Source organism: Pseudanabaena minima str. Chao 2107 (assembly GCF_051131155.1).
In the GTDB taxonomy this organism is placed as follows: domain Bacteria; phylum Cyanobacteriota; class Cyanobacteriia; order Pseudanabaenales; family Pseudanabaenaceae; genus Pseudanabaena; species Pseudanabaena minima.
This window is the reverse complement of record NZ_CP159508.1, coordinates 221,051-245,535: the sequence shown is the minus strand read 5'-3', so window position 1 is coordinate 245,535 and position 24,485 is coordinate 221,051. Positions and strand designations below refer to the sequence as shown.

At 41.1% G+C, this 24,485-nt stretch carries 41 protein-coding genes and 1 pseudogene; 26 read left to right on the top strand and 16 right to left on the bottom strand.

All coding sequences use genetic code 11. The features are described from left to right. The first annotated feature begins 117 nt into the window (after positions 1-117). The 6 genes from ABM313_RS01130 (at position 118) to ABM313_RS01105 (ending at position 1,885) form a co-directional block, all read left to right on the top strand. Positions 118-456, top strand: coding sequence for a DUF433 domain-containing protein (locus tag ABM313_RS01130; protein WP_434685870.1), 339 nt, complete (start codon positions 118-120; stop codon positions 454-456). Then, positions 449-832, top strand: a complete 384-nt coding sequence (locus ABM313_RS01125) for a DUF5615 family PIN-like protein (protein ID WP_434685869.1) — start codon at positions 449-451, stop codon at positions 830-832. Before ABM313_RS01130 ends, ABM313_RS01125 begins: the two co-directional genes overlap by 8 nt. A gap of 238 nt (positions 833-1,070) precedes the next feature. Continuing rightward, entirely contained in the window at positions 1,071-1,373 is a 303-nt protein-coding gene (locus tag ABM313_RS01120) for a nucleotidyltransferase family protein (RefSeq protein ID WP_434688320.1), read from the top strand. Next, positions 1,366-1,545 (top strand): hypothetical protein, encoded by a 180-nt coding sequence (locus ABM313_RS01115; RefSeq protein WP_434685868.1) that lies wholly within the window; start codon positions 1,366-1,368, stop codon positions 1,543-1,545. The genes ABM313_RS01120 and ABM313_RS01115 overlap by 8 nt, the downstream gene beginning before the upstream one ends. Positions 1,546-1,608: 63 nt before the next feature. Then, positions 1,609-1,737, top strand: coding sequence for a HepT-like ribonuclease domain-containing protein (locus ABM313_RS01110; protein WP_434688318.1), 129 nt, complete (start codon positions 1,609-1,611; stop codon positions 1,735-1,737). A 13-nt stretch (positions 1,738-1,750) separates the two neighbouring features. Beyond that, complete coding sequence (locus ABM313_RS01105) at positions 1,751-1,885, top strand: hypothetical protein (protein WP_434685867.1); 135 nt, start codon at positions 1,751-1,753, stop codon at positions 1,883-1,885. Here the strand turns inward: ABM313_RS01105 and ABM313_RS01100 are convergent. From ABM313_RS01100 to ABM313_RS01070, 7 genes are read right to left on the bottom strand one after another with little or no spacing between them, the layout of a single operon-like run. Further along, positions 1,830-2,852: a glycosyltransferase family 2 protein gene (locus tag ABM313_RS01100; protein WP_434685866.1), complete on the bottom strand. Its 1,023-nt coding sequence runs from the start codon at positions 2,850-2,852 to the stop codon at positions 1,830-1,832. The two genes, ABM313_RS01105 and ABM313_RS01100, sit on opposite strands and share 56 nt — an antisense overlap. Positions 2,853-2,867: 15 nt before the next feature. After that, positions 2,868-4,151 carry a lipopolysaccharide biosynthesis protein gene (locus ABM313_RS01095; RefSeq protein ID WP_434685865.1) on the bottom strand — a complete coding sequence of 428 codons (1,284 nt, stop codon included), beginning with the start codon at positions 4,149-4,151 and terminating at the stop codon, positions 2,868-2,870. After that, a complete protein-coding gene (locus tag ABM313_RS01090) occupies positions 4,139-5,155 on the bottom strand; it encodes a glycosyltransferase (RefSeq protein ID WP_434685864.1) in 1,017 nt (338 codons plus the stop codon). The genes ABM313_RS01095 and ABM313_RS01090 overlap by 13 nt, the downstream gene beginning before the upstream one ends. After that, positions 5,152-6,525 carry an O-antigen ligase family protein gene (locus ABM313_RS01085; protein ID WP_434685863.1) on the bottom strand — a complete coding sequence of 458 codons (1,374 nt, stop codon included), beginning with the start codon at positions 6,523-6,525 and terminating at the stop codon, positions 5,152-5,154. Before ABM313_RS01085 ends, ABM313_RS01090 begins: the two co-directional genes overlap by 4 nt. A gap of 5 nt (positions 6,526-6,530) precedes the next feature. Next, positions 6,531-8,003: a GumC family protein gene (locus ABM313_RS01080; protein WP_434685862.1), complete on the bottom strand. Its 1,473-nt coding sequence runs from the start codon at positions 8,001-8,003 to the stop codon at positions 6,531-6,533. Further along, on the bottom strand, positions 8,000-9,058 hold the full coding sequence (locus ABM313_RS01075; protein ID WP_434685861.1) for a polysaccharide biosynthesis/export family protein: 1,059 nt from the start codon (positions 9,056-9,058) through the stop codon (positions 8,000-8,002). The genes ABM313_RS01080 and ABM313_RS01075 overlap by 4 nt, the downstream gene beginning before the upstream one ends. A 43-nt stretch (positions 9,059-9,101) precedes the next feature. Continuing rightward, entirely contained in the window at positions 9,102-11,255 is a 2,154-nt protein-coding gene (locus tag ABM313_RS01070) for a sugar transferase (protein ID WP_434685860.1), read from the bottom strand. Positions 11,256-11,894: 639 nt separating this feature from the next. Here ABM313_RS01070 and ABM313_RS01065 point away from each other — a divergent pair. The 4 genes and pseudogenes from ABM313_RS01065 to ABM313_RS01050 all read left to right on the top strand — a co-directional run bounded on the left by ABM313_RS01065 (position 11,895) and on the right by ABM313_RS01050 (position 13,653). After that, the gene (locus tag ABM313_RS01065; RefSeq protein WP_434685859.1) at positions 11,895-12,056 is read left to right on the top strand and encodes a hypothetical protein; all 162 of its coding nucleotides are present in this window, start codon (positions 11,895-11,897) and stop codon (positions 12,054-12,056) included. A gap of 61 nt (positions 12,057-12,117) precedes the next feature. Then, positions 12,118-12,753, top strand: coding sequence for a restriction endonuclease subunit R (locus tag ABM313_RS01060; RefSeq protein WP_434685858.1), 636 nt, complete (start codon positions 12,118-12,120; stop codon positions 12,751-12,753). Between the two features lie 407 nt (positions 12,754-13,160). Next, positions 13,161-13,439, top strand: a pseudogene (locus tag ABM313_RS01055) (BrnT family toxin). Further along, positions 13,420-13,653, top strand: a complete 234-nt coding sequence (locus ABM313_RS01050; protein ID WP_434685856.1) for a hypothetical protein — start codon at positions 13,420-13,422, stop codon at positions 13,651-13,653. The pseudogene ABM313_RS01055 and the gene ABM313_RS01050 overlap by 20 nt, the downstream one beginning before the upstream one ends. Before the next feature lie 170 nt (positions 13,654-13,823). Here ABM313_RS01050 and ABM313_RS01045 read toward each other — a convergent pair whose 3' ends face one another. Together ABM313_RS01045 and ABM313_RS01040 are read right to left on the bottom strand one after the other, a co-directional pair. Then, the gene (locus ABM313_RS01045) at positions 13,824-14,111 is read right to left on the bottom strand and encodes a type II toxin-antitoxin system RelE/ParE family toxin (protein ID WP_434685855.1); all 288 of its coding nucleotides are present in this window, start codon (positions 14,109-14,111) and stop codon (positions 13,824-13,826) included. Beyond that, positions 14,098-14,451: a type II toxin-antitoxin system Phd/YefM family antitoxin gene (locus ABM313_RS01040; protein WP_286395687.1), complete on the bottom strand. Its 354-nt coding sequence runs from the start codon at positions 14,449-14,451 to the stop codon at positions 14,098-14,100. The genes ABM313_RS01045 and ABM313_RS01040 overlap by 14 nt, the downstream gene beginning before the upstream one ends. Before the next feature lie 68 nt (positions 14,452-14,519). Between ABM313_RS01040 and ABM313_RS01035 the strand changes: the two genes are divergently transcribed. Further along, positions 14,520-14,696 (top strand): hypothetical protein, encoded by a 177-nt coding sequence (locus ABM313_RS01035; RefSeq protein WP_434685854.1) that lies wholly within the window; start codon positions 14,520-14,522, stop codon positions 14,694-14,696. Here the strand turns inward: ABM313_RS01035 and ABM313_RS01030 are convergent. Next, a complete protein-coding gene (locus tag ABM313_RS01030; RefSeq protein WP_190352380.1) occupies positions 14,682-14,924 on the bottom strand; it encodes a DUF4926 domain-containing protein in 243 nt (80 codons plus the stop codon). The genes ABM313_RS01035 and ABM313_RS01030 overlap by 15 nt on opposite strands. 8 nt (positions 14,925-14,932) lie before the next feature. Continuing rightward, the gene (locus ABM313_RS01025; protein WP_434685853.1) at positions 14,933-15,265 is read right to left on the bottom strand and encodes a DUF6883 domain-containing protein; all 333 of its coding nucleotides are present in this window, start codon (positions 15,263-15,265) and stop codon (positions 14,933-14,935) included. A gap of 13 nt (positions 15,266-15,278) precedes the next feature. On the opposite strand from ABM313_RS01025, the gene ABM313_RS01020 reads away from it, so the two are divergent. From ABM313_RS01020 to ABM313_RS00975, 10 genes are all read left to right on the top strand, one after another. After that, positions 15,279-15,401 carry a hypothetical protein gene (locus ABM313_RS01020; RefSeq protein ID WP_434685852.1) on the top strand — a complete coding sequence of 41 codons (123 nt, stop codon included), beginning with the start codon at positions 15,279-15,281 and terminating at the stop codon, positions 15,399-15,401. A gap of 26 nt (positions 15,402-15,427) precedes the next feature. Continuing rightward, entirely contained in the window at positions 15,428-15,766 is a 339-nt protein-coding gene (locus tag ABM313_RS01015) for a DUF6883 domain-containing protein (RefSeq protein ID WP_434685851.1), read from the top strand. Further along, complete coding sequence (locus tag ABM313_RS01010; protein ID WP_434685850.1) at positions 15,766-16,026, top strand: DUF4926 domain-containing protein; 261 nt, start codon at positions 15,766-15,768, stop codon at positions 16,024-16,026. The genes ABM313_RS01015 and ABM313_RS01010 overlap by 1 nt, the downstream gene beginning before the upstream one ends. Beyond that, complete coding sequence (locus ABM313_RS01005; RefSeq protein ID WP_434685849.1) at positions 15,986-16,390, top strand: hypothetical protein; 405 nt, start codon at positions 15,986-15,988, stop codon at positions 16,388-16,390. The genes ABM313_RS01010 and ABM313_RS01005 overlap by 41 nt, the downstream gene beginning before the upstream one ends. A 26-nt stretch (positions 16,391-16,416) precedes the next feature. Beyond that, positions 16,417-16,653 (top strand): DUF433 domain-containing protein, encoded by a 237-nt coding sequence (locus ABM313_RS01000; RefSeq protein WP_271255106.1) that lies wholly within the window; start codon positions 16,417-16,419, stop codon positions 16,651-16,653. Then, complete coding sequence (locus ABM313_RS00995; protein ID WP_434685848.1) at positions 16,653-17,000, top strand: DUF5615 family PIN-like protein; 348 nt, start codon at positions 16,653-16,655, stop codon at positions 16,998-17,000. Before ABM313_RS01000 ends, ABM313_RS00995 begins: the two co-directional genes overlap by 1 nt. Then, complete coding sequence (locus ABM313_RS00990; protein WP_434685847.1) at positions 16,978-17,196, top strand: hypothetical protein; 219 nt, start codon at positions 16,978-16,980, stop codon at positions 17,194-17,196. Before ABM313_RS00995 ends, ABM313_RS00990 begins: the two co-directional genes overlap by 23 nt. A gap of 75 nt (positions 17,197-17,271) precedes the next feature. Further along, positions 17,272-17,493, top strand: coding sequence for a DUF433 domain-containing protein (locus tag ABM313_RS00985; RefSeq protein WP_434685846.1), 222 nt, complete (start codon positions 17,272-17,274; stop codon positions 17,491-17,493). Positions 17,494-17,496: 3 nt separating this feature from the next. Further along, complete coding sequence (locus ABM313_RS00980) at positions 17,497-17,730, top strand: hypothetical protein (RefSeq protein ID WP_434685845.1); 234 nt, start codon at positions 17,497-17,499, stop codon at positions 17,728-17,730. A gap of 34 nt (positions 17,731-17,764) precedes the next feature. Continuing rightward, positions 17,765-17,911, top strand: a complete 147-nt coding sequence (locus ABM313_RS00975; RefSeq protein WP_434685844.1) for a hypothetical protein — start codon at positions 17,765-17,767, stop codon at positions 17,909-17,911. Between the two features lie 92 nt (positions 17,912-18,003). Here the strand turns inward: ABM313_RS00975 and ABM313_RS00970 are convergent, their stop codons facing one another. Both ABM313_RS00970 and ABM313_RS00965 read right to left on the bottom strand, forming a co-directional pair. Beyond that, a complete protein-coding gene (locus ABM313_RS00970; protein ID WP_434685843.1) occupies positions 18,004-18,285 on the bottom strand; it encodes a Txe/YoeB family addiction module toxin in 282 nt (93 codons plus the stop codon). Beyond that, complete coding sequence (locus ABM313_RS00965) at positions 18,242-18,448, bottom strand: prevent-host-death protein (protein WP_434685842.1); 207 nt, start codon at positions 18,446-18,448, stop codon at positions 18,242-18,244. The genes ABM313_RS00970 and ABM313_RS00965 overlap by 44 nt, the downstream gene beginning before the upstream one ends. A gap of 23 nt (positions 18,449-18,471) precedes the next feature. On the opposite strand from ABM313_RS00965, the gene ABM313_RS00960 reads away from it, so the two are divergent. The 3 genes from ABM313_RS00960 to ABM313_RS00950 are packed head-to-tail and all read left to right on the top strand — an operon-like array spanning position 18,472 to position 19,377. Next, the gene (locus tag ABM313_RS00960; protein WP_434685841.1) at positions 18,472-18,753 is read left to right on the top strand and encodes a hypothetical protein; all 282 of its coding nucleotides are present in this window, start codon (positions 18,472-18,474) and stop codon (positions 18,751-18,753) included. Between the two features lie 35 nt (positions 18,754-18,788). Then, positions 18,789-18,998 (top strand): hypothetical protein, encoded by a 210-nt coding sequence (locus ABM313_RS00955; RefSeq protein WP_434685840.1) that lies wholly within the window; start codon positions 18,789-18,791, stop codon positions 18,996-18,998. Further along, complete coding sequence (locus tag ABM313_RS00950; protein WP_434685839.1) at positions 18,988-19,377, top strand: type II toxin-antitoxin system VapC family toxin; 390 nt, start codon at positions 18,988-18,990, stop codon at positions 19,375-19,377. Before ABM313_RS00955 ends, ABM313_RS00950 begins: the two co-directional genes overlap by 11 nt. Positions 19,378-19,466: 89 nt before the next feature. Here the strand turns inward: ABM313_RS00950 and ABM313_RS00945 are convergent, their stop codons facing one another. From ABM313_RS00945 to ABM313_RS00935, 3 genes are all read right to left on the bottom strand, one after another. Beyond that, on the bottom strand, positions 19,467-20,024 hold the full coding sequence (locus ABM313_RS00945; protein ID WP_434685838.1) for a DUF3782 domain-containing protein: 558 nt from the start codon (positions 20,022-20,024) through the stop codon (positions 19,467-19,469). Between the two features lie 503 nt (positions 20,025-20,527). Further along, positions 20,528-21,244, bottom strand: coding sequence for an RloB family protein (locus ABM313_RS00940; RefSeq protein WP_434685837.1), 717 nt, complete (start codon positions 21,242-21,244; stop codon positions 20,528-20,530). Then, positions 21,237-22,553 (bottom strand): AAA family ATPase, encoded by a 1,317-nt coding sequence (locus ABM313_RS00935; protein WP_434685836.1) that lies wholly within the window; start codon positions 22,551-22,553, stop codon positions 21,237-21,239. The genes ABM313_RS00940 and ABM313_RS00935 overlap by 8 nt, the downstream gene beginning before the upstream one ends. A 342-nt stretch (positions 22,554-22,895) precedes the next feature. Between ABM313_RS00935 and ABM313_RS00930 the strand changes: the two genes are divergently transcribed. After that, positions 22,896-23,021, top strand: a complete 126-nt coding sequence (locus tag ABM313_RS00930) for a hypothetical protein (RefSeq protein WP_434685835.1) — start codon at positions 22,896-22,898, stop codon at positions 23,019-23,021. Between the two features lie 113 nt (positions 23,022-23,134). Next, positions 23,135-24,340, top strand: a complete 1,206-nt coding sequence (locus tag ABM313_RS00925; RefSeq protein ID WP_434685833.1) for a glutathione S-transferase family protein — start codon at positions 23,135-23,137, stop codon at positions 24,338-24,340. The last annotated feature ends 145 nt before the right edge of the window (positions 24,341-24,485 follow it).

The following is a 24,485-nucleotide window of genomic DNA, read 5'->3' as shown; positions in this document are numbered from 1 at the left end:
TTGCCACTATATATTTTTATCTAAAAGACTCTGTTCGCGATCGCGCTTGATGATGACAAAAGGCGATCGGCTAAAATTAGTTATGACATATCAATCTGAGAGCATAGATTCCAAGCTATGAATACAAAACTAGTAGAATCCCTAGCCCAAGTAATTGAATCCCTTGCACCAGATGAATATGAGCTATTGCAAGAAAAACTAAAATCTCGCCCAATCCAGAAAACCATCGGCGTATGTGGAGGTCATGCAAGAATCCGCAATACCCGCATCCCTGTTTGGACAATCATCTCACTCCAACAACAAGGAGCCGATATCCCAGAGCTTTTACGCAACTTCCCCTCATTGACAACAGATGACTTGAGTAACGCCCGATTCTATTACACTGCACATCAAGAAGAAATTGATCGCGTGATCGCCTCTCATAAGTACGAGCAAGAGGAAGCAATCATTGGCTAGACTTTATTCCAACGAAAACTTTGCGATAGATATTGTGCAAATCCTGCGCGATTATGGTCACGATGTACTAACCTCCTACGATGCAGGACAAGCAAATCAAGGAATTCCTGATCCTGAAGTTCTAAGATTTGCCACAAATCAAAATCGAATTCTAATCACATTTAACCGTGATGATTTTATCGATTTACATCGTAGCGGTATTAATCATAGTGGCATCATTATTTGTAAAGATGATCGCGACTATCAGGGACAAGCCAAATTTATCAATGACTTTTTGCAATCTCAGACAACAGAACTTAGCGATCGCCTAATTCGTATTCAAAAGCAAAATCAGCCCAAGTCTAGTATGCCAGTATTTATCATTCGTGAATACTAAGGTGTATTGTGAGATCGCAACTTCCTACCTTACCTAACTTTTGATGTTTGAGGCGATTATTTTTATCTACAAGACTCTATTAGCGATCGCACTTGATGATGGCAAAATGCGATCGCTTATTTCTGCCTTACTTAACTTTTAATGTTTAGGCGATCGCAGATTTTGAAAGCAATATGCGATCATGAATAGGATAGAGACAACTTTGTAAGTATGATGACAAGATTTTTAGAGGTGAATGATGCCTGTAAGTTCATTAGACAAAGAATATATATTGAATGAGTTACGCGCTTTAAAGCCAGAACTACGCGATCGCTATAAAGTCACTAAGATCGGTGTCTTTGGCTCAGTGGCAAGAAATGAGGCAACCGAAGAAAGCGATATTGATATTGTGGTAGAAATGGAACCGAATATGTTAAAACGTATTGGACTTAAAAACGAACTAGAAGCAAAGTTTGGCAAAGAAGTGGATGTAATTCGATATTGGTACGGGATGAATAAGTATTTAAAAGTAAGGATTGAGAGGGAGGCTGTTTATGTATGATCGAACAATGCTTCTAGAGTTATTTCTTGAAATTGAGGAAGCAATTAGAAGAATTGAGAGAAGATTTTCAGGCATCACCTCACCTGATGACTTTCTACGTGATGATAATGGACTAGATCGACTAGATGGAATTGCGATGATGTTAGTTGCAATTGGCAAGAACATTAATTAACTTGAAAAAGTGATTAGTAAGAAAGCATTTGATCAGCATATTGATGTTGAGTGGGCAAATATCATGGGCTTGAGAAATATATTAGCTCATGACTATTTTAGTATTGATGCTTTGGATGTATTTCAAATATGCTCTAGTGAAATTGGCAGTCTTAAAGAAGCCATACAAAAAATTCGGAACGACACTTTTTAGGCATGAGACAAGAATGAATACTAAGGGATACTTAGCGATCGCGATTGATGATGACAAAAGGCGATCGCTATTTGTGTTGGTAGGTACTGGCTCTAACGCTGATTACTCTTGGCGATCGCCTTACGTTGGCTGTCACCTGTCAACTTGAGAGCAAAGTTCTCAATGCTGTTATACCAACTGCGCGGTAATACCCAGATTAAATAAGCCGCAAAAATCGTTAGAAGCGATCGCATGGGTTCATAAATTAAAATTTTCCAATTACTTGCCAAGGCTCGATTCACAAGTTTTACTGCTGCTTTACCATCTTTATTGCGAATGGCGCGACGGGAGAGATAGCGGAACTGGTAGGCACGGGCAAGGGATTCCCACTTTGCCAATAAATCAGGAGCGTAGGTGCGCGTTTTAGCGATTACTTTTTCCCATGATTCTAATTGCTTGTCCATATTTGCGGAGAGACTACCAGAGTTGACCCGATAGAGAGTAAGCGGTTCAGGAATACCTTCAATTTGCCAATTGGTTTGAATAGCGATTCTAATCCAGCATTCAATATCTTCTGACTGACGAAACTGATCATCAAAATAGAAGTCCTCAACTTCGCCATAAAGATTATCTTGAAACTTAATGCCCTCAAGGGCTTCACGACGAATTACAGGAGCGGAGCCATTGCCAATGGGATTACGACAGAGTAAATGTGGCGCGTCAATATCGGTCAGTTTAGGCATTTGGTACGTGCCGAGGGAATTACTGTCTTCATCAATAAAGGCAGAGCGGCTAAAACTAATCCCAACTTGAGGATGAGTTTCTAAATGCTGGACATGCTTTTCTAGCTTTTCGGGTAACCAAAGATCATCGCTATCCAATAGGGCAATATACTCGCCTTGAGCATGACGAATACCTGTATTTCTTGCCCCTGCCAAACCTCGATTCTTTTGATGGATAATCTGTATGCGGGAATCAGTAAACTGTTCACAAATCTCGATACTGCGATCGGGAGATTGATCGTCAACAATGATTAATTCAAAATCTCGAAATGTTTGTGCTAAGACTGATGCAATTGTTTCTTGGATAAAACGCTCAACATTATAAACGGGGACAATTACTGATACTTTGACCATGATTTTTCCTATGATTTATGATATTTGTTCTTGAAGATTTGGCTTTGTAATGTATTTCTTAACCCACAGTACAAAGACTGGGATTGCCCCCCAATGAATGATCATCACCGCAGCCGCCACACCTGTAATTTTCCAAATTGCGCCTACACAAATAGCGATCGCAAAAATAATTGTGAATAGAACATTCCAAATCAAATCCCAACTTGGTTTGTCCATAGCCCAAAGTGCTTTCGATGCAGCATTGGCATAGGGTCTGGGAATTGCCGATAAACAAATGAGAATCAATAATGGAATTGCAGGAATCCATTTCTGACCAAATACTAGGGGAACATATATCGGCGCAAGTAATACCTGTGCTAAGACAATTGGCACAATTACCTTGGTGATTGACTGGAAACTTTGGAGATAGCGATCACGAAATTGGGCAGGGTCACTTCTGGCTTCGCAAAGGTGTGGATAGAGCGCTGCATCAACGGCGGTAATGAAACTAAGACTAATCCCTAGTCCTGCATTAAAAGCAAAGTAATATAAACCAAGGGCTTTAATTCCTAAGAAATGCCCTGCAATTAAATAATCGAGATTATTGCGGAGCGTGGCAAGCATTTGGATACCAAGAATACTGCGCCCGAAATGGATGATTTCCTGCCAACGATGGAGCGTAAAGGATTTGGTCGATCGCCAAGGATTATTGGAGCGATGCACAACCACCCAAATCGGTGCGACAATTACCTTCGGCAAGACGATCGCCCACATTCCAAAGCCTTGCCAAGCCAGAATCATCGTCAAAATATTGTCAGTAGAAATCTGGAGCGCATTGGCTAAAGCCGAGACATGGAGGCGATTTTCACGCTGCGATCGCGCCGCTTGGATCAGTCCCATCGGTAACATCAGATAGACCAATCCCATCGCACAGATTGGCAGGATTACTTGGTTGTCTTTATAAATCCATGACATCGGCAAAGCAACCAGACATTGAATCAGAAATAAACCACCGCAAATAAACCAATTAATGTAATAGGCAGTTTGGGATAATTCCTCAATATCTTCTTCTTTAGCTTGGATCAGCTTATCGAAAATGCCATTGCGCGTGAACACATTCACAAATTCATTAGTCGTTAGTACTAGCGCCGCCAAACCATAATCATATTCTGAGAGCCATCGCGCTAAGACCACCGTGGCAGCCAATCGCGAGATGCGTATGAGAATTTCTGACAAGCCTAACCAGCCAATATTACGGGCAAAGCGATTCGCTAGTTTTTTCTGAATGAAGCCAATTACTGACTGGATTAGTTTTTGCATAAATCTGATAGCAGCGCCTCCCATGCCGTCATATATTCTTCCCAAGCATTCTGCACATCCATGCGACCTTGTAAGCCCCATGCTTCCAGTTGCGATCGCGGCATCTCACAAACTTGATTGATCGCTGCGGCTAGAGCCTCAGGATCATTGGCGGGAACTAGTACCCCACAGTCATTTACCTGTTCTGTTAGTCCATCGACCTTCGAGACAATTACTGTCTTGGATGCTGCCTTGGATTCTAAACAGACATTACCCCAAGGTTCCCAATTAGAAGGAATGATGATCACATCGCATTTTGCGAGAAAAGATGGAACATCAGAAATAGAACCCAGAAAATGAATGCGTGGGTCATCACCAGCTAAGGATTTTAACAAGTCTTCCTGCTCTCCATAACCACCGACTAGTAATTGGATTTGAGGATTTGGGACTTTTGGCATTGCCCGCAGTAAGGTGTCAAATCCCTTTTGCTGGTTGAATCGACCATAGGCTCCCAATATCAGAGTTGAGTCAATAGATTTAAGAGGTAAGGTCAGAAACTCATCTATAGTCCGACATTGCTGAATATTAGCAAGTTTATTTGGATTTACAAGACGATGCGATCGCATCCATTTTCGCTGTCCTTGGGAAATGGCGACAACCTTATGGGCAAGTCCATAGGCTAAACGTAGCATTAAATGAAACCGCCAAGGCGATCGCACTTTCCACTGTTCAAAGCTTTCAGCATAGTGATGCTCATGAATGAGTAGTTTGGTTGCAAACCTGAGTTTTAATAATCGCCATAGCGATCGCCATGAACAAGGATCATGCCAAATCACCACATCAGGTTTAATTGTCGATAAATTTTTGAGGGCTTCGCTTTCGGTGAGAAAGAGAAATTCAAATTTTTCTTTGAGGCGGGAATTAGTGAGGCTGCCACTGGTGCTTTTGATGCCGCCCACATTGCGATCGCTGAGTAGATGCACAATTTTGGGTTTACGTTCTAGAGAATTTATTGATGATGTCATTGGGGAATCTCCTCACTATTTTTATTACTAATTTTGGGAATTATTTCTACTGGCAAAGCTTCGCTAGCTTCTATTTGCTCATCATTGGGACGTTCTAGAAATCCCATACCGATCGCGATTAATCCCGGCCAAAATAGATAGGCTAAAATTTCCAGATTTTCGCCAAAGGTATAGAGAAAGATCACCAACAACATGGTTAAGCCGAGTTTGGCAGTATCATTACGTTGTGATTTAATCAGCAAATCCCCCAAGCTATAGATCATCGGTACTGCTAGAGCTGCGAACCCCACGATGCCTTTGACAAATAGCAGTCCATACCAAGTGTGATGGGAACCAATGGGCATATACTCCACCATGTGCGGACCACTCTCGACAATGCCATGTCCCCAAATTGGAGCTTCGGTTTGCCATCGGTAGATCGCAATTCTGCCCAGAGCGGCGCGTACTCGTGAGGAATCCTTACGGGCGGCAGCAAATTGTTCAGAAAAGCTTTCTACTCCATCCATCAATATTGGTAAAGTCACCCCTCCCGTGCTAGCGATAAACCCCGCAATCATTAACGCGATCGGTCGTGAAATCCTTGATAATAATTCTACCAAAATCCATACCACAGGCAAACAGAGCAGGGCTAATCGGGACTTAGAAATTTGACACATCATGATGCAACCTGCAATTCCTAAGTATTTCCACTTCTTGCAAGGTTCGCGCAAAATCATAAAGAAGTAAATATTTGCCACAAATCCTAGGGCGGGAGCCCAAGGCGTAAATAATCGCCAACGCGGTGTGTTATCCCCAGGATCGATTTCATAGAGACGGAATTCAAAAAATTCGGGGCCGGGACCGCCGATTGCTTGTAATGGTGAGATAAATAATTTTTCAGGTAATTTGGCATAGTAAGCAGCAATAAAGATGGGAGAGAACAAAAACACCATCGTACAAATCAGCGCCGCCGCCCGATACAACAGTTTTGGACGAATTGGTAAACATCCTGCCATCGGAAATAGAGCTAAGATCGCCCATCCCTTAGCCCAACCAATGGATGATTTAATAATTTGTCCCATCTCTAGGTAATAGTCCAGATGTCCCATGATCAGCGACACCTGCATCATCACCATGCCCCCAACCCACATCCAAATGCCAATGGGAATCCTAATCCGATCTTTTAGCGGGGTATGGGGATCTTGCTGCCACCAACGCCAACACAATATGCCAAATAGGAGCCAAGGCAAAATTGCACCTAATACATATAACCCACCAATGAAATAAATAGCAAAAGTCCAGACGATTGAATACCACACCAACTTCTCTTCGAGGTTTTCGGGTGTAATCTTGTACTGTTCAGGGGTTTGCAAAAATTTGAATATTTTCATTGTGGTTACCCCGTCTTGCTGCGATCGCTGTTGGAAATCGCCCGTAAAGTTGGTAACTCAGTCACCTCAGAAAGTTCTACTTCCTGTCTTGGCTCTTGCCCCATCGACTTGCGCTTCCACAGTAAAAATACGCCTGTGGAGACAAAGAGCGAACCTACAAACGCGCCAGCCAAGACTAGTTTTGGTTGTGGCGATGCGGGTTCATCTGCCAAGCTAGGCGGCGAAACTAATTGTGCTAAGGGATAGGCGGTAAAAATATCCGATTTGCTGAGGTCAATTTTGGCGAGGGAAGAAGCGAAGACTGCTTCGGCAACTTGAGCATCCCTTTGGAGGCGATCTAGTTCCAATTGCTTTTGGGTCAAATCCCGCAAGCGATTGTCAAAATTTTCAATTTGGCGACCCAATTCCTCGGCTTGCCCAGCGATGCCACTCTGTTCTGCTTGGACAGCCACTAAATCCCGATATAGACTTTCTTTCCCTGCACTACCCGTTACGTTTAGATTGATCCTTGCCAACTCTTGCAAATCAACTGGACGCTTTAATAAGAATTTGGCGCGATCGCTAATCGCCATGCCAGCCTTTTGTTGTCTCGCCGCTTCTCTAACCACATTAGGATGATTTTCGCCCCATTTAGAACTTAAAGTCGTCAAGGTCGCCGATGATTCACTAAAATCCCTGAGATTTTGTTGATAAATCGGATCGGACTGCAAAGTAAAGGCGGCGCTTGCCTCATCGACACTTAAACCAAGGCTATTTGATAATTGCTGAAGGCGATCGCTAATTAATATATCCTGAGCCAACATTTCCGCCCTTTGTTTTCGCAATTGCTCCAAACTCACCGCCACTTCTTTGACTTGCTCACTGGTACTCAGTCCCGACTGACTTTTATAAGCAGCCAATTTCTTTTGAGATTCCGCTAATTTAATCTTTGCCATGTCCAGAGTTGCTTGTGTGCCATCGTCCCGCCGCGCAATCTCATCTTTACGCAGTTTACTCACCTTTGCCATAAGCGTATTGTAAAGGGCAAAGCCACGCTCCTGAGCTTCTTTTGCACTTGGCCCCTCAATTTCCACCTGCAAAATGGAAGTATTATCGATTAATTTACTTTTAGGCTTTCCTAATTCGGAAGTCTTGATATTCAGAGACTTGGCTGCTTCTTCTAATACAGGCTCATCATTGAGAATATATTGATAATTTGCACGGGGATCGAGAGAAGATCCACCAGAAGCAGCAGTACTTGAAGAGGAAGCTTGACCAATACTCGGTAAGTTCACATTTGCGCCCACATTTCCCCCTGGGAGAATGATTGCCATTTTACTCACAAATTTGGGCTTTGTCCTTTTCAGATAGGTCAAAGCTCCTCCCCAGATAATCGCATTCAGCGCTAATCCCATTAACACATAAAACCACCATCCAAAGCGTGGCGATCGCTTAGGCTCAGACAAATCAATAGTTTCAGGAGAAGCTTCCTTACTCATTGACTGCTCCCACCGAAAATATCACGAATCAATTTAATCGGATTGAGAATATCCCCCACAAAATTTAAAACGCCCCTCACTTCCGTTACAGTCGAGTCGTAACAAGCGATGCTATCCTGCGGCATTAAAAATGGATTCTTAATTTGATCCTTAGAATCGCGAATTAAATCCTCAACGGAGCGATCAATGGCGGTGGTTTCCCCTGTAAGGCGATCTGTTCGCACTAACACGGCACGGCGCGGCGCATTGGTGGGTGCAGTGCCTCCGACACAGTTGGCGGCAAATACTGCTTGCGAAAATCGCGAACCATAAGGAAAGCCAGTAGAATCTTTGCCGATCGCCGACGTGGCGTTACTACTCGCAGGTATGGTTAAATTTGACAGAAAGACAGTAATCCCAGGGGGCGTGATTTGAGAAGGGCGGACAATTCGGGGATCGATAGAGTCTCTTTTAGGAACGATAATTGTATCGCCTGCGATCAATGGTATGTCTTCCACTGGCTCCCCAGTAAAAATCCCTGTCAAATCAACGGTCAGCTTCTTATTTTTGCGAATTATGCTGATTTTGGTGATATCGGCATTAGGCGTTACGCCTCCCGCGCTCCGCAGAGCCGAGGTTAAAAACCTGTCAGGAGCATAGTCACCTGATGACTGTGTAAGTTGCTGAGCACGAACCTCTGCACTGCGATTATTGATCAGGACTCGCCCCGTTTGAAAAGTTTCCCCTGATACATTCACAGCAATTGGTGCAAGCGCTAGAGGCGTAATTGAAATTTGCAGAAATTGCGGTTGAAAATATTTTTTGGTAATTAACTGAGTTTTGATTAAGTCTTGAATCGTAAGAATTTCTAAACCAACTACAGGCAATGGCGCTAAATAGGGAATGGAGATGGTTCCATCGTTATTTACTTCATATACGCCGTTAAATAATTCTCCTTCGGGGATAAGTAGGCGAATGCGATCGCCTGGGGATAGGGGGATTGCTTCTAGAGGTTGGGCATTGGTAAAGGCGATCGCAATCATTGCCAAGATTACACATCTTAAATTACGTGGCAAGATTAAGTCTAACCACCTAGGTTTGCTTTGTTGATGCCATCTTCTAAACTGCGCCATTGTTCCGTTCAAATAAGACTGCAATAGTTCTCCAGATTAGCCACAGATCATATTTTAGGCTCCAATTGCGCTTATAGGTAAGATCAAAGCCCATTACTTCTTCAAAGCTCCTAACAGTCGAGCGCCCACTTACTTGCCAGACTCCACTGAGTCCAGGTTTGACATCGAGCCGACTCCATTCGGTCATTTTTTCATCAGTATATTCGTTCTCTAGTTCATATAGCCCGACTTCACCAAAGGTAGGTGGTCTTGTACCAATCAGACTCATATCGCCCTTAAGGATATTCCAGAATTGGGGAAACTCATCTAGGCTGGTTTTACGCAAGAACTTCCCAACCTTGGTAATGCGCGGATCGTTACTATTTTTAAAAAACTTACCACCATCACTACTTTTAGGTGTTCCATCAGTGGCATTGGCAATCTCATTGGTGACTTTCTGCTTCAGCATTTCTGCATTCTTGACCATGGAGCGAAATTTCCAAATCCCAAAGGGTTTGCTCATCAGTCCTGCACGTTTTTGTTTAAAGAGAACGGGTCCACGACTTTCGAGTTTGATCGCGATCGCAATTGGTACAAACAAAACTGCTGTAAAACTTAAACCCACCAAAGCTCCTAAAATATCCATAATCCGTTTCGGGAAACTCCGAACCGATGGATGTACTGTTAGAGAAGGATCTAGCTCGATCGCAGGGTAGAAAAAATACATCACATAGGCAATCACACAGAGGATAGGAATACCAAGCAAAAACTCATAGATTTGATGTAAGATTCTCGCCAAAGGATTTGTTTTGTTTAGCGATCGCTCATTTTTTTGCCTCGGCAAACGATTGCTACGAGTAGATGGTTCAATGTAAAAAATGTGCTCGAGCTTTGTCATTTTTAAAATTGATAACACTTGAGGATTGACACTCCAAAGCTCAAGTTCTGTTGGTTCTGGCTTACCTGATTGAATATCTGTTTGCCGCAAAACTTTTAAACAAGCTACCAATGCGCCAACACCTGAGCTATCTATAAACTCTGTATTCGACATGTCAATGATGATCTTCCGAAAGCTTTCCTCCTCTTGGCATAACTGTAGAAAATCCTCCTTTAATTTACGGGCTTCAGGATTGAATATATTTTTAGGCGTACTGATCAAAACAGTGTCATGAAAATTAGTAATCTGCACATCATGTAGCCCAAACTTTAAGGATTGATGCTCATTACTGGTCGGAATATATACTACTTCAGGATAAAGATCAGCTATTTCTTCAGAACGCACAATCAACAAGTCCAAAGCTTTCCATGAGCGCAATAATTTTGCTGACAGACTCAAATCACGGATGCGTGTTTTTGACTCAATGAAAATCACTTTGGTTTTAAATAAATATTTAGCTAACACCAAAAAGGGAACGGCAACACCAGCTCCAGTAGACATAACGATCTGAGGGCGTTCCTTTTTTAAGATATCGATCGCTAGATACAAATTGCGGATAAAGTTAGGAATATTTCGATTGGTGGGACTATAAGCCCAAAAAGCTTTTTCGGCACTCAATTCTGTCTGAGTTGTGCCTGTTTTAAAGGTAATCCAAGTTCGCTGTGAAATAGTTTGCCAATATTTGCTGAGTCCTTGCATTCCTTTAAAATGACCTCCTGAAGAGCAAACTAACAGAATCTTCTGATAGTCTTGACTAGGATAGCGATCGCTTAAATATTCACATAGGGCTTTGTCTTCACTAAAACTAAGAGGACTGCGAGGAATAGTCACTAATTTCAAGAACTTGACTAGATCCGCAGGCGATCTGGCGATGAGTACGCCTTGATTTTCTAAATCCTCAGCCATTTCTAACTGATGATCATCAACATGTTCATGAAATTTAACCGTGCGTGGAACTAAAATATAAGGCTTATCAAATTCTTCAAGCAATAAGGTACTACCCTCACCACAGTGAGCAATTACTGCGGTTGCTTGCTCAACAAGTTGCTTAAATTGTGTTTCTGGAATTATTTTACTAACTTTAACATCGTCAGGTAAGCGTGTTGAAGCCCCATACTGAATGACTACTTCTTCATTAATAATCCCCTCCTTGATCAACAAACTAATCCAATCCATTAAAGAATTGAATGGATACTGCTCAGTCCCGACTGTAACAAGTATCATAAATTAATGCTCCCCATTTGTTTAGCTATATATTTGCTTAGATGAGACTTGGTAGATATTCAGTCTCATACTTTTTTAAGTCCTGTCTCTGTGATCGTAAAACTCTTGAATTTCTAAATTTGATTAGATCAGAAATAAATTTGCATTTCTTTAAATAAGTTTAGCAGATTGTACCTATTATTCACTCAGCATAAAATATTACAACTATGCTTAGCAATCTAAGTTTCGATTGGGAGATAAAACCTAAATAAATGAAGGTGGCGCTTTGCAGCGCCTCCATTTATTTAGGTTTTGATTTGTCCTAGCTATTTCTTGCTTGGCTGAAAATCTTGTGAGTAGAAAACTCAAGCAGTCTTTTCTATCTAGGGTCGTGAAGTTTGAAATGTTGATGATACGGGATGGCGTGGGTTTAAAAGGATAGAGAAATTCTTCGCTTAGCTGAGAATCCTCCCTTTGATGCTTTTATTACTGCGGATAAGAATTTGCGTTATCAGCAAAATTGAATGGGGAAGAGCTTGAGAATTGTTGTTTTGGATGCTCGTAGTACTAGACCTAATTATTTACTGCCATTGATGAAAGGAATAAGTGAAGTGATTACTTTTTTACCCGCAAGAGTTGTTATATCAATCAATGACTCATGTGAGTTTATATAAGTTTCCCCTACTTCTTAAACAGCGATCGCCCCTTTATCACCCACAAACCCGATCGCCCAATCCTCAAATCAACCAGCGATCACCAATCACAACCCACAAACCCCGATCGCCTAACTCTCCACATCAAACAGCGATCGCCATTTACTAAGATTCAATGCAATTGCTCAGATGTTAAGATAGAAAATATTGCTAATTTTAAAGAGGTCAAGATGGTTACACTTGCCGCGAAAAATTTAAATTTTGAAGATGTACAACATCTGTTAGGCTTTCACGAGTCTGGAGAGATGGGTTTTTTTTCTGATTATCTTGATCTAGAATCTGTTTCTGATTTTGAGCAAACAGAACTAACTGATATTTGTACTAATTTTCGTCGATACCTTCTATCAGGTAGAGTTTCCGAAGGACAAATTAAGTTTCTTGCGCTTGCGCCTCTGATGAATTTGACAGGTTACTATAACCAAGCGATCGAGTTGCTTTTAGAAGAAAATATTCAGCGTATTGATATTCTCGAAGCGGATACTAGCATTACTGGTAGATATGATATTTTGGCGGTTAAAAAATCTGGAGTTCCAAATTTAACCAAGCTTTGGGTGCTAATAGTTGAAGCAAAGAGAGCGGGGATTGAACCTTTTACAGGGATTCCGCAATTATTAACTTATGCTCATGAGTCTTTGCAGTCTCAGTCTTCAGTTTGGGGTTTAGCAACAAATGGTTTGCATTTTCAGTTTATCCGCATCTGTGCTGGAGAATCACCAAGCTATCAGCTATTTCCTTCTCTATCGTTGATTGAGTCTGAGCCTTCCATACAGATTCTTAAAGTTCTTAAAGCTATTTGTAAATCATAGGAGTTGCATAGCGATCACACCCTCACCACCCACAAAAACCGATCGCTTATTCTCTCAAATCAAACAGTGATCACCCCTTTACCACCCATAAAACCCGATCTCCTATTCCCTCAAATCAAGTAGAGATCGCACCTCATAACAACCCACAAAACCCGATCGCCTAAATCTCCACATCAAGAAGCGCTGTCACAACAAAAAACTAAAAGTAGTTGTAAAATCTAAATATTTAAAATAACGTCAGTTCGACGAAAGCGGAAAATGGTAAGAATCGCTAAGAGATTCTTACCATTTTTCGGCATTTGCGGTGGGCTTCGCCCGCCGCAAATGGCTATATCGAACTCACGTTAAAATAGTTATGAATTGTCGATTAAAACGCTTATGGTTTATAGTCCATGTGGTGAGTTGATATGAGTACCACTTTCGAGTGGGATGAGCAAAAAGAGGCTGATAATAGGGCAAAGCATGGCTTAGATTTTGAAACTGCTCAATATGCTTTTTTCGATCCAGACCGTTTGATTGTTCATGATTCGGAGCATAGTGAGTTATAGGAACGTTGGTTTTGTATAGGCAAAGTAGATGATCTTGTATTGACAGTACGTTTTACTTATCGAGATGGAGTGATTCGGATATTTGGGGCTGCTCAATGGCGTAAATGGAGGAAATTTCATGAACAACACAATGCCTGATCCTGCTGAACCAATTGGTAATGTCACTATTGTTAAAGATTTTTTGCCTCCAGTGAATCAGTTAGTTCCGAAGCAAAAAACGGTAACGATTACGATGGAATTTACTCAAAAAAGTATTGAGTTTTTTAAGCGCGAGGCTAAACGCCGCAATTCTTCATATCAAGAGATGATTTCCAATCTTGTGGATGCTTATGCAAAACAGGGTAAGGTATGAATAATTGATTCTGCTCGCTCCTCATCACTCACAAAAAATGATCGCCTATTTCCCACATCAAACAGCGATCGCCCCTTCATCACCCACAAACCCGATCGCCTATTTCTCCACATCAAACAGAGATCGTCTTTTCTTTACATCCAAAAAAACACTTGAATTTTACTCAAGTATTAGAACTGATTTTCAATATCTCTAGACTGATGCAGAATACGCACAATTTCAATGTGATTTTCCATTCTTTTGTAGAAGATAATGTATGGCTTAACTGGAAAACTACGCAGTTCTTCAGAAAGCTCTTTTCTGCTTCTTCCCATCTCTGGGAACTGTGCAAGCGTAGGAAACTTGTCAAGGACTTTTGCAAGTAATAAATCGGCTGCTAGGGAATCGTTTTGAGCAAGATATACCCACATATCCTCAAGGTCACTATCTGCTTGTCGGGATATCTTAAATCGATTCATTTTGATGAGCTAAGCGTTTTTGACCACGATTTTTAATATTTTCTAATAGATTGGGTAATGTGTCCGAATCGTATTCGGTGTAGTCACCATTTTTGAGTTGTGCAATTCCGAGGTTAATGTCTTGTTGTAGTGTTGCGAGTTTTAGGGCGCGAAGTTCGGCTTCGGCTTGCTCAGCCCGATCGCATATTGCTTGAAAGGCATGAGCATCTTGAACAACGACTTCAGCTTTACCGTTAACGGTTAACACCATAGGTGACTGTGTTGATTTAATGCGTTCGATAAACTCTTTGGCGTTGCGCTTGAAGTCGCTCAGTGAATGGATATTTTTTAGCTCGATCATAGTTGTCAAAGCACTTAATTCGGATCTAATTTAATGATAACTGATCTTTCTTTGCGATCGCAATTTCTATGATTCTTCATAAATATCTATTGCCTATTTCCCTACATCAAACAGCGATCGCCCCTCACCACCCACAACCCGATCGCCTATTTCTCAAATCAAACAGCGATCGCCCCTCATCACCCACAAAACCCGATCGCCAAAACCTCCACCTCAAAATGAGCCTAAGTTTAAGAAAGAACTAATTCTGGTTCGGTAATAAGGCGTAATAATTTTACTGGTTCGATTGTTTCCATTGCGAAAGTTTTGCCTTGTTGATCGGTAAAGTCGATTAGAAAAGCTTTATGATCAAATGACATTAAGACCGTTCCCATTTGTCCTCGGCGGAGTAATATTTTTTGATGGGTAACTTTGTGAGTGGCGATCGCATCTTCAGTTAGAGCCACAAGATCGTATTCTTGGATTTCGTTCATAGTGTTTTTTAATCAATAGGGTAAGTATTAGTTAGGCGTGGAAAGTCTTCTGTAATTTTAATAATCCAACAACTTAGAACTAGGGATTCGCCAACATCTGTGCAGAGTGAAAATGCAAGATCGTAATGAGTACCATATTGATCGATTTTAAAAAGTTCGGCTTCACCTTCGATAGCTGCTTCTTGTAGAGCTTGTTCTAGAATTTCTTTGTTGGCGATGGTAATCCCAAGACGCTTTTCAAACAATAGGGCTTTATGTTTACCTTTCTGATGTTCATAGTTCAGACAGTATCTTTCTAGTTTGTCACCTAGTTCGGCTTTATCGCCGTTTGGTAGTTTCATAGAATTGAAGCTGTTGATATATCTAATTTTAATACTTGTCAGACTATTTGGACAGATCGCCCCTTCATCACCCATCAAACCCGATCGCCTATTTCCCACATCAAACAGCGATCGCCTCACAGTTGGGTATACTTAAGATTAATTTAGTATTGACTTCTGCCTATGAAATTACCAAATGGCGATTGCCCTGAAATTTCTATGCAAAAGATTTTAGGATATTGCTTAAACATCAACCATGATAAGGGTAAAGACAAGGCAAGAGTGTTTGAATCCAGACTGGGTATTACAATTCAAAATGCTGATCGTTTGGTTGAATTAATTCAAGTTGCGGCAGTTGAAGGTGAAGTTGTGCAGGAGAGTAATACAAAATTTGGTAAAGAATACAAGGTGGACTGCGAAATTCCTAATACAGGAGGTGCTGAACTAAGAACTATTTGGGAAGTTAGTATGGAATCTGGTTATCCACGATTGATTAGTGCTTTTTTAAAGAGAGAGAAATAATGAAAACTCCACAGTTACTCGATACGATTGCTATTCTAAAACCAATTTCTATAGATAGACTTTCTCTTATGGAAGCAGAATATGATTTTAATTCAGCTTTGCCAGTGGGTTTAGTTGGTACGATTGTGGATATTCATCAGGATAATCAAGGGGTTGACTATCTGGTGGAGTTTGCGGATTCTGATGGATGTGAGTTTGCGATCGCCTATTTGAAGGCTAATGAATTTCTTACTTTGCAATATGAGCTTACTGCGGCTTAGGATTTTAGAGCGATCACCCCTTACCAACCAAAAACCGATCGCCTTTTCCCCACACCAAACAGCGATCGCCCCCTCACCACCCACAAAACCCGATCACCCCTCTCCACCACCAAACCCGATCGCCTATTCCCTCAAATCAAACAGCGATCGCACTCTCAACCCCACAAAACCTGATCGCCTAATTCCCAACATCAATCAGCGATCGCACCCTCAACACCCAAAATCCGATCGCCTATTCCCCACATCAAAAAGCGATCGCCCCTCAACACATACAAAACCTGATCGCCTATATCCTCAAAACCAAACAATGATCGCCCCTCAACACTCACAAACCCGATCGCCTTTCTATGCTTTTGTTTTATAATGAAATAAGTTATATCGTGCAATGTAATGACACTAAATAACTTATTGGAAATGAAAGGGATTATTCATCGCGATCCCGATATTATGAGTGGAGTTCCAGTTTTTAAGGGAACGCGAGTTCCTTTGCAGACTTTTTTTGACTATCTTGAAGGTGAGGGAGGTTTAGCCGAATTTATTGATGATTTTCCTTATCTAAAATCACAAGTCATGAGGGTTTTGGAAAGTGCTGCTAAATTATTAATTGCTCAGGAACGTTCTGCTTGATGATTATATTATTGGATGAAAATCTTCTGAGTAGAAAACTCAAGCAGTCTTTTCTCTCTAGAGGTTATGAAGTTTACAATGTTGATGATATGGGATGGCGTGGGTTTAAGGATAGTGAAATTCTTCGCTTAGCTGAGAATCATCCCTTTGATGCTTTTATTACTGCGGACAAGAACTTGCGTTATCAGCAAAATTTAGTGGGAAAGAGTTTGAGAATTGTCATTTTGGATGCTCGTAGTACTAGACCTGATTATTTGCTGCCATTGATGGAACGAATAAGTGAAGTGATTACTTCTTTACCCGCAGGAGTTGTTATATCAATCAATGACTCGTGTGAGTTTGTATAAGTTGCCCCTACTTCTTAAACAGCGATCGCCACTCACCACCCACAAACCCGATCGCCTATCCCTCCAAATCAAACAGCGAGCGCACCCTCATCCCCCACAAACCCGATCGCCTAAATCTCAAAATCAAACAGTGATCGCCCCCTCACCAACTAACACCCGATCGCTTATTCCCTCAAATCAAATAGCGATCAACTAAACAGTCAGGTCTTACTTTCAAGTTGGTTTATAATCGAGTTGTTAGGTATATTTTTACTTTGCAGAGGTGCAGTGTATGAGGCATTGGGAAAGTCTAGATGCTATAGAAAGAGAACCTTATAAAGTGAGTGGTGCTTGGGTATTTCGGAAGACGCGAGTTCCAGTTTCGGCTTTGTTTGAAAATTTGCGCGATGGTGCAACAGTAGAAGACTTTTTGGAGTGGTTTCCGCCTGTACAGCGATTGCAGGTTGAGGCTGTACTAAACTATGAGCTTGATATGCTAGCTGAGGCGGCTTAAATTATGAGGATTCTTTTCGATCAGGGAACTCCTGTACCTTTGCGACAATATTTGACAGAACATTCTGTGACAACTACCTATGAAGAGGGTTGGTCTAACCTGTCGAATGGAGACTTGCTCAAATCTGCGGAAGATAAGGGATATCAAATATTTGTGACAACGGATCGGAATTTGCGCTATCAACAAAATTTGAGCGATCGCCAAATTGCTATTGTTGTTTTACTCTCTACTTCATAGCCAAAAATTCGGACGCAGACTGAAAAAGTTTGTGATGTCATCAATGCAATTAAACTTGGTGATTATGCTGAGATTTCCATCTAATTTGCCCTGTAATAATAGCGATCGCCTCTCACTACCCATAAAACCCGATCGCCTATTCCTCCAAATCAACCAGCGATCGCACCCTCACCACCCATAAACCCGATCGCCTATTCCCACCACATCAAATAGCGATCGCCCCTTCACCAACCACAAACCCGATCACCTATTCCCTACATCAAACAGCGATTTCTAGTAGTGAAAACGGCAAGCGAGAATCCTGATTTTATTGTCTAGTATTTCATAAACCAGACGGTGTTCTTGATCGATACGGCGCGACCAACAGCCAGATAGATCGTGTTTTAGAGCTTCGGGTTGACCTGTGCCTTCAAATGGATTACGTTGAACTTCACGAATCAGTTTGATGATTTTCAATGCTTTTTTACGATCATTTTCAATCCACCAAGCTAAGTCTTCAAAAGCATCTGCATCAAATTCCAAGTTTTTCACAAGCTGCTTCCAAAGAAATTCCATCTTGACGTTTTCTAGCTTTAAGTAGTCTTTCTTTCATAGTTGGACTACTGAGCAAATAAGCAGTTTCTCGTTCTGCCATTAGTTCTTGCCAAAAGGCAATGGGGACAACTACGGAGACAGTTTGCCCTTCTGAATCACAGATGTATTGTAATGCGTTGGTCATAGCAGCCAATATAACTTACTGGATTGGTCATAATTATAACTGATCGCCCCAACATCACTCATAAAACCCGATCGCCTATTTCCCTCAAATTAAACAACGATCGCCTCTCCCAACCCATAAACCCAATCGCCTATTCCCCAACAAACAGAGATCGCCCCACAACACCCAAAACCCGATCGCCTAAACCTCAACATCAAACAGCGATCACCCCCTCACCAGCCACAAAACCCTATCGCCTAAATCTCAACATCAAACAGCGATCGCCTAAATTATGGATATTTCATTTTGATGCTGATTCGTTATAATATTAGCGATAAATTTGCTAAAGAGGGTCAAATACATGACTAGTCGTGAGCAGCTTATCCAAGAACTTACAGAGGTTCCAGATGAGTTAGTCAAAGTAGTTTTAGATTTTTTACATCGGGTTAAGACGACACGTATTCATCATCCTCTAGCTAAATTTGCGGGTATTTTAAGTGACGATGAGGCGGCTGATTTACAGAACACGATTAGAAATAATTGCCGTCAGGTGGATATAAATGAGTGGTGAAATTGCGTTAGATACTTCCGTTGCAGTTCGTTTTTTGAATGGTGATCCTGAAGTTGTTTCAAGAGTTTTGGCGTTGCCAGAAATTTTTTTGTCGGCGATTGTGGCGGGAGAGTTATTGTTTGGTGCTGAGAACTCTACTCGCGCATTAAAAAATTTACCTCGCTATTTGGAGTTTATTGAGGCTTGTGTAGTTGTTCCAATTGAGAGAAAAACGGCTGTTGTTTATGCACAAACTCGTTTGGCTTTGAAGCGAAAGGGGCGACCAATTCCGATGAATGATGTTTGGATTGCGGCGCATTGTTTGGAACGGGGTTGGGTGCTTGTGACTGATGATTCAGATTTTGATTATGTGGATGGTTTGGTGATAGAGCATTGGTAAGGACAGCGATCGCCCTCTCAACACCCATAAAACCCGATCGCCTATTCCCAAAAGCAACCAGCGATCGCTGGTTAATAAAAGTAATTGAACTACCAAATTCTTGGTTCAAGAATTTGACTGTTGGCAATAATGACTGAATCTCCTGCGGGGGCGATTACAAATAGTCCTTCCTGTGTTGCAAAGAGATCGGATCTTTCATCTATTTTTATTCCAGCAACGGCTCCATAGAGTTTGTAGTTTTGATATTTGGGAAACGCTTCTTTAAATCGTTCTAATGTTTGCAAAAAACGCTTTATATCTCGAACTTCTAAATGAGATTTCACTTCGATCGCTACGACTTCATTAGTGTTTTCTACAAGAATATCGATTTCAATGGAACCTTTTTCATCTTGTGCATCAACTCGTAAGGCAGTGTGGTGTACGTCTATGCCTTGTTCTCTAAATAATTTTGCGGCGGCAGGTTTAATTAAGTTCTCTACAAATTCTCCCCATCGACTAGTTAATCCTCCTATTTGTTTGTTGGTTTGGGCAACAATTTTACGAAGATCTGCCATTTCTTGTTCGGCGATACGCTGATATTCTTGGCGTTGCTGTTTGCTTTCGCGGAATAGTGCATAAATGTCTTGAATCGTAATTTGTTCAGTCATGTGTTTTTAATTGATAGTGCCAATTTAATTTTAACATTTGGGATAAAGCTGATCGCCTATTCCCCACATCAAACAGCGATCGCACCCTAATCATCACCCACAAAACCGATCGCCTATTCCCTCAAATCAAACAGCGATCGCACCTCACTACCCATAAAACCCGATCGCCTATTCCCTCAAAACCAAACAGCGATCGCCCTCATCATCTCCCACAAAACCCGATCGCCTATTTCCCAATCAAACAGCGATCGCCCCTCACCAGCCACAAACCCGATCGCCTATTCCCTCAAACCAAACAGCGATCGCCTCTCGTAACGCATAAACCCGATCTCCTATTCCCCACATCAAACAGCGATCGCACCTTCATCACCCACAAAACCTGATCGCCTATTTCCCACATTAAACAGCGATCGCCCCAACAACACCCCCAAAACCCGAGCGTCTTTCCCCCAAAACTCCAAACAAAACGGCGCTCTCCCTCGTTGAACCCTTTAAAAAATCACTTAATCAAATATCCCGCAATTTTTTCTTGCTTGTGAGTGGTATTCATTCAAACATTTATGAAGAAGTTCAATATCTTCAGATTTCCTTCCTTTTTGAATGCATTCTATTAAAGCGTTTAGACACTGAACTAAAAAATGTACAGTTGTTGAAGGATTGTCTTTTTCGGGTCTATGTGGATCGTACTGACTAATCAAGTTCGTAGCATTTTTAATAGCATTAGGCTGTCTACTTTTAATCTCTTCATAAATTGTTGTACTGTTTTTCTCATATTTATGCTTGAGTAGCTTGGTTAGCTTTGATTTATAGGAGTCTCGTGATATCCCAGTGTTATAAAAATGAAAGTGTAGTAAGTACCATAATTCAAATGCTTCATTTGAGTATGCTATGTGCATCCCATTATCGTAAGCAGAAGTTATGGCAGCATTAAATCTTCCTGCGGGAAATGAATCTCGATCAAAAACACACCACACGTAATCATACTTCCTATCACCTTTTTCTTGTTTCGCTCTCTCTACTAAGCTCAATGTATTATCGCCTAATCCAATCACATCCAATTCTTCCACAGATAAATCTGGAATGCGAAAAGCCCTGAAGTAGTTAGGCTCAGTCTTTTTCCCTTCACAAATAATCAGAAATGACGGCAAAACACCTCGCGTGTTAATGGTTCTCTCTGAATAACTCTGATCTCTTACCTCAGTACGTGATCGTTTAGCCATTTGAATTACCTAATAAACTTTGCAAATTACCGATAAATGGAATAGCACCATATTTACCATGTATGTAATTATCTTCAAATGAAGCATCATTTCTTACTTTCTTGAAAGTGTCTTCTTTTGAGTCTTCTTCAGTAGGTATTTTATATTCAGCGAGGGAATAAAGGTGAGTGGAACCTTGTTCATCTTTCTCTGCAAACCAGACTTGATCTCTGCGAAAAATTTTATGACTTAGAAGATTAGTGTCATGCGTAATAAAAATAATTTGAGCATTTTTAGGATTAGTATCTTTTGAATTAAAAAGATTAATAACTGCACAAGTGATGAGAGGATGGATACTAGAATCAAATTCATCGATAAATAGAATTTTTCCTTGCTTTAACGTATCTATTAATAGACCAGCTAGGGCAAATAATCTCCTAGTACCTTCTGATTCATTGGCATCAAGATCAAAAAATACAGGCGATTTACCTCCGTCTTGACTATATTTCCAATGAAGTGTTTTTACTGATTTTCTACCCAAAACTTTTAATGACTCCTCAGTAAGCCTATCTTGAAGAACTTGCGGAACCATAGAAAAATCTGGTTCTATTTCAATACCACTTATTCCTAAGTCCAATTTTTTTATAAATTCAATAATTTCAGGTTTATACAAACCATCCTCAAAACATTTAATAGTATATCTCCTGTTACGACCATCATTAGCATTTGGTTCCGCTATTGACAAAGTGTTGAACCAATGTAATATCTCTTTTGCTGTTTTTCCATTCCATTGCGAAACAACAGATAAGAAAAGAGCGTTAGCTCTAGTTCTTATTTCGAGTCCTATACCTTCACTAAATGATTTTTTTACATCAATTTGATTGTTTTCACGAATAAAAAGTTTTCGTTCCCTAGTGCTTGGAACGTCAAATAGCCATTCAGATATAACTTCTTGGGTAGTAACCTCAAATCCATATCGATATTTTCTCTTATTGAGAATGAAAATTATTTCAAAAACAGATGATTGTTGTTCTGTTTCCGTGCTGAGTCTAAATGGTTCAATAGCTATTAACTCCCCCTCTTGAGATTCTTTTGAGGAATTAAGTACAAACCAACGCATAAAACGTAGAGCAGCATGGAGATTACTCTTGCCACTGGCATTTGCTCCGTAAATAACCGCACTCTTTAATAGACTTAACTTTGAGTCTACTTGGATAATATTTTCCTGATCTAACTTCTTATCTTTTGAAACGATTTTTGCTGCGACCATACTAAAGTTCGCTTCATCTCTAAAAGACCTATAGTTTTCGACATTAAATTCAATTAGCATATTATCTTGTTCTAGAGGTACATTTTTATACTGAAAAAGCTTTAATTGTGAATTCTTCGTAAATATCTCTATTATAATGACATACCTGCTTTTTTAAGATCGATTTTGTCGTCATCGATGAAATCCAAAACGTCAAACAAAGCGATCCCAATCCCAACAAAGAAAGTAAACGCCGCAAAAAAACCTTAACCCCCTACTATACTCCCGCCAAAATCCTGAACTCTGCGTCTTAGGCATGAGCGCCACACCCGTCATCAACAACCTCTACGAAGCAAAGGCACTGCTAGAAATGACAAGGGGCGAAAAATTTGAAGAATTGAAAACCTCGCCAATGCCCTTGCCATGCACGAAAAACTGATGCTCTATGGCATCCGCTATCGTCCCAATTACAAGATTGCGATCGCCAAAATTCTACAATCCTACTTTGGTAATTTCTCGTCTATGAGCAACTGCTTCAATTTAATCTGATTGGGCTTAGTTTTATAGTGTGAATTTTTGGCGCAAAGCACTGTGAGTGTCGCGATCGCAATTTATGGCACTATGATGGATTAAAACCCTGCCCAATCATCACGCCTGTTTCTATGACTATTGCTCCGCTAAACTGGACAGAATTAGAATCCCTCACAGATTTCCACATAGATACTGTCAATGGTTCTACTAACTCACAAGCAAGGTTACGCCTATTTGGACATACCGAAGCCGATGTACGGGTGACACTATATCGTGACAATCATGCATGGTGTCCTTACTGTCAAAAGATTTGGCTGTGGTTAGAGGAAAAACAGATTCCCTACCGCATCGAAAAAGTAACCATGTTTTGCTACGGCGAAAAGGAAAGGTGGTACAAACAGATTGTGCCTTCGGGAATGTTACCTGCGATCGCCTTAGATGGAAAAATCATTACTGAAAGCGATGATATCTTGATTGCTTTAGAGAAGGTGTTTGGCTCTCTCAGACACAGTATGCTTGATGCTCAAGTAATTCCCATTAGACGATTAGAAAGAACTCTATTTCGAGCTTGGTGTGAATGGCTCTGTCGTCCTGTCAGTTCTGCCGCCCAAGAGCAGCGCCACCGTCAACAGTTTATCGAAGTTATGCAAAAAGTAGAAGCGGTTTTAGGTAGTACCCCTAGCCCCTATTTTCTTGAAGATTTTGGTACTGCGGATGTGATTTTTACGCCCTATGTCGAGCGGATGAATGCTAGTCTCTACTATTACAAAGGCTATTCTCTGCGCGAAGCCAATCCACGCATGTCCGCTTGGTTTGATGCTATGGAAAGTCGTTCAACCTATCGCGGTACGCAGAGTGACTTCCATACCCATGCCCATGACCTACCACCACAAATGGGAGGTTGCTATGAAAATGGGGAACCACAGATGCTCATCAATAAGGAGCGAGTGGATCATGGCTCTTGGTTTGGGCTGCCTGACGTAACCTATGCAGAGCCTGATAACTCTCGTCAAGAAGCATTGCAAAGAGTGATCAAACATCGAACCAATATCATTAAAGTCAATCCTGAGGACAATAAATTATTTGATGAAGCTCTACGTTGTGCTTTAACCAATATGATGACTGGTGAAGATTGTGCGCCACCACCTAATTCTGATATTGCTTTAAGGTATTTGCGCGATCGCATTAGCGTACCTCGTGACATGTCGATTTATGCAGCAAAGCGTCTCAGAGAATCACTTGAGAAAACTGCGGCTTTAGCAGGTGATCGGCAAAGTCCACCCATTCCTATCCGTCATCGTCGCGATCAAGATCCCGCCAACTTTGCTGTTCTCTGATCGCGAAATCACGTCGTATGTGCCAAAAAGCAAAGGTGGTCAGAAGTGCCGCCTTTACTTTACTTTTTGGCATTTGTACGGGAAACCCTACCAGATTAGGTAGAGTCCCCCTGATGTGCTAATCAGGAAAAGTAGTTAATCTTGT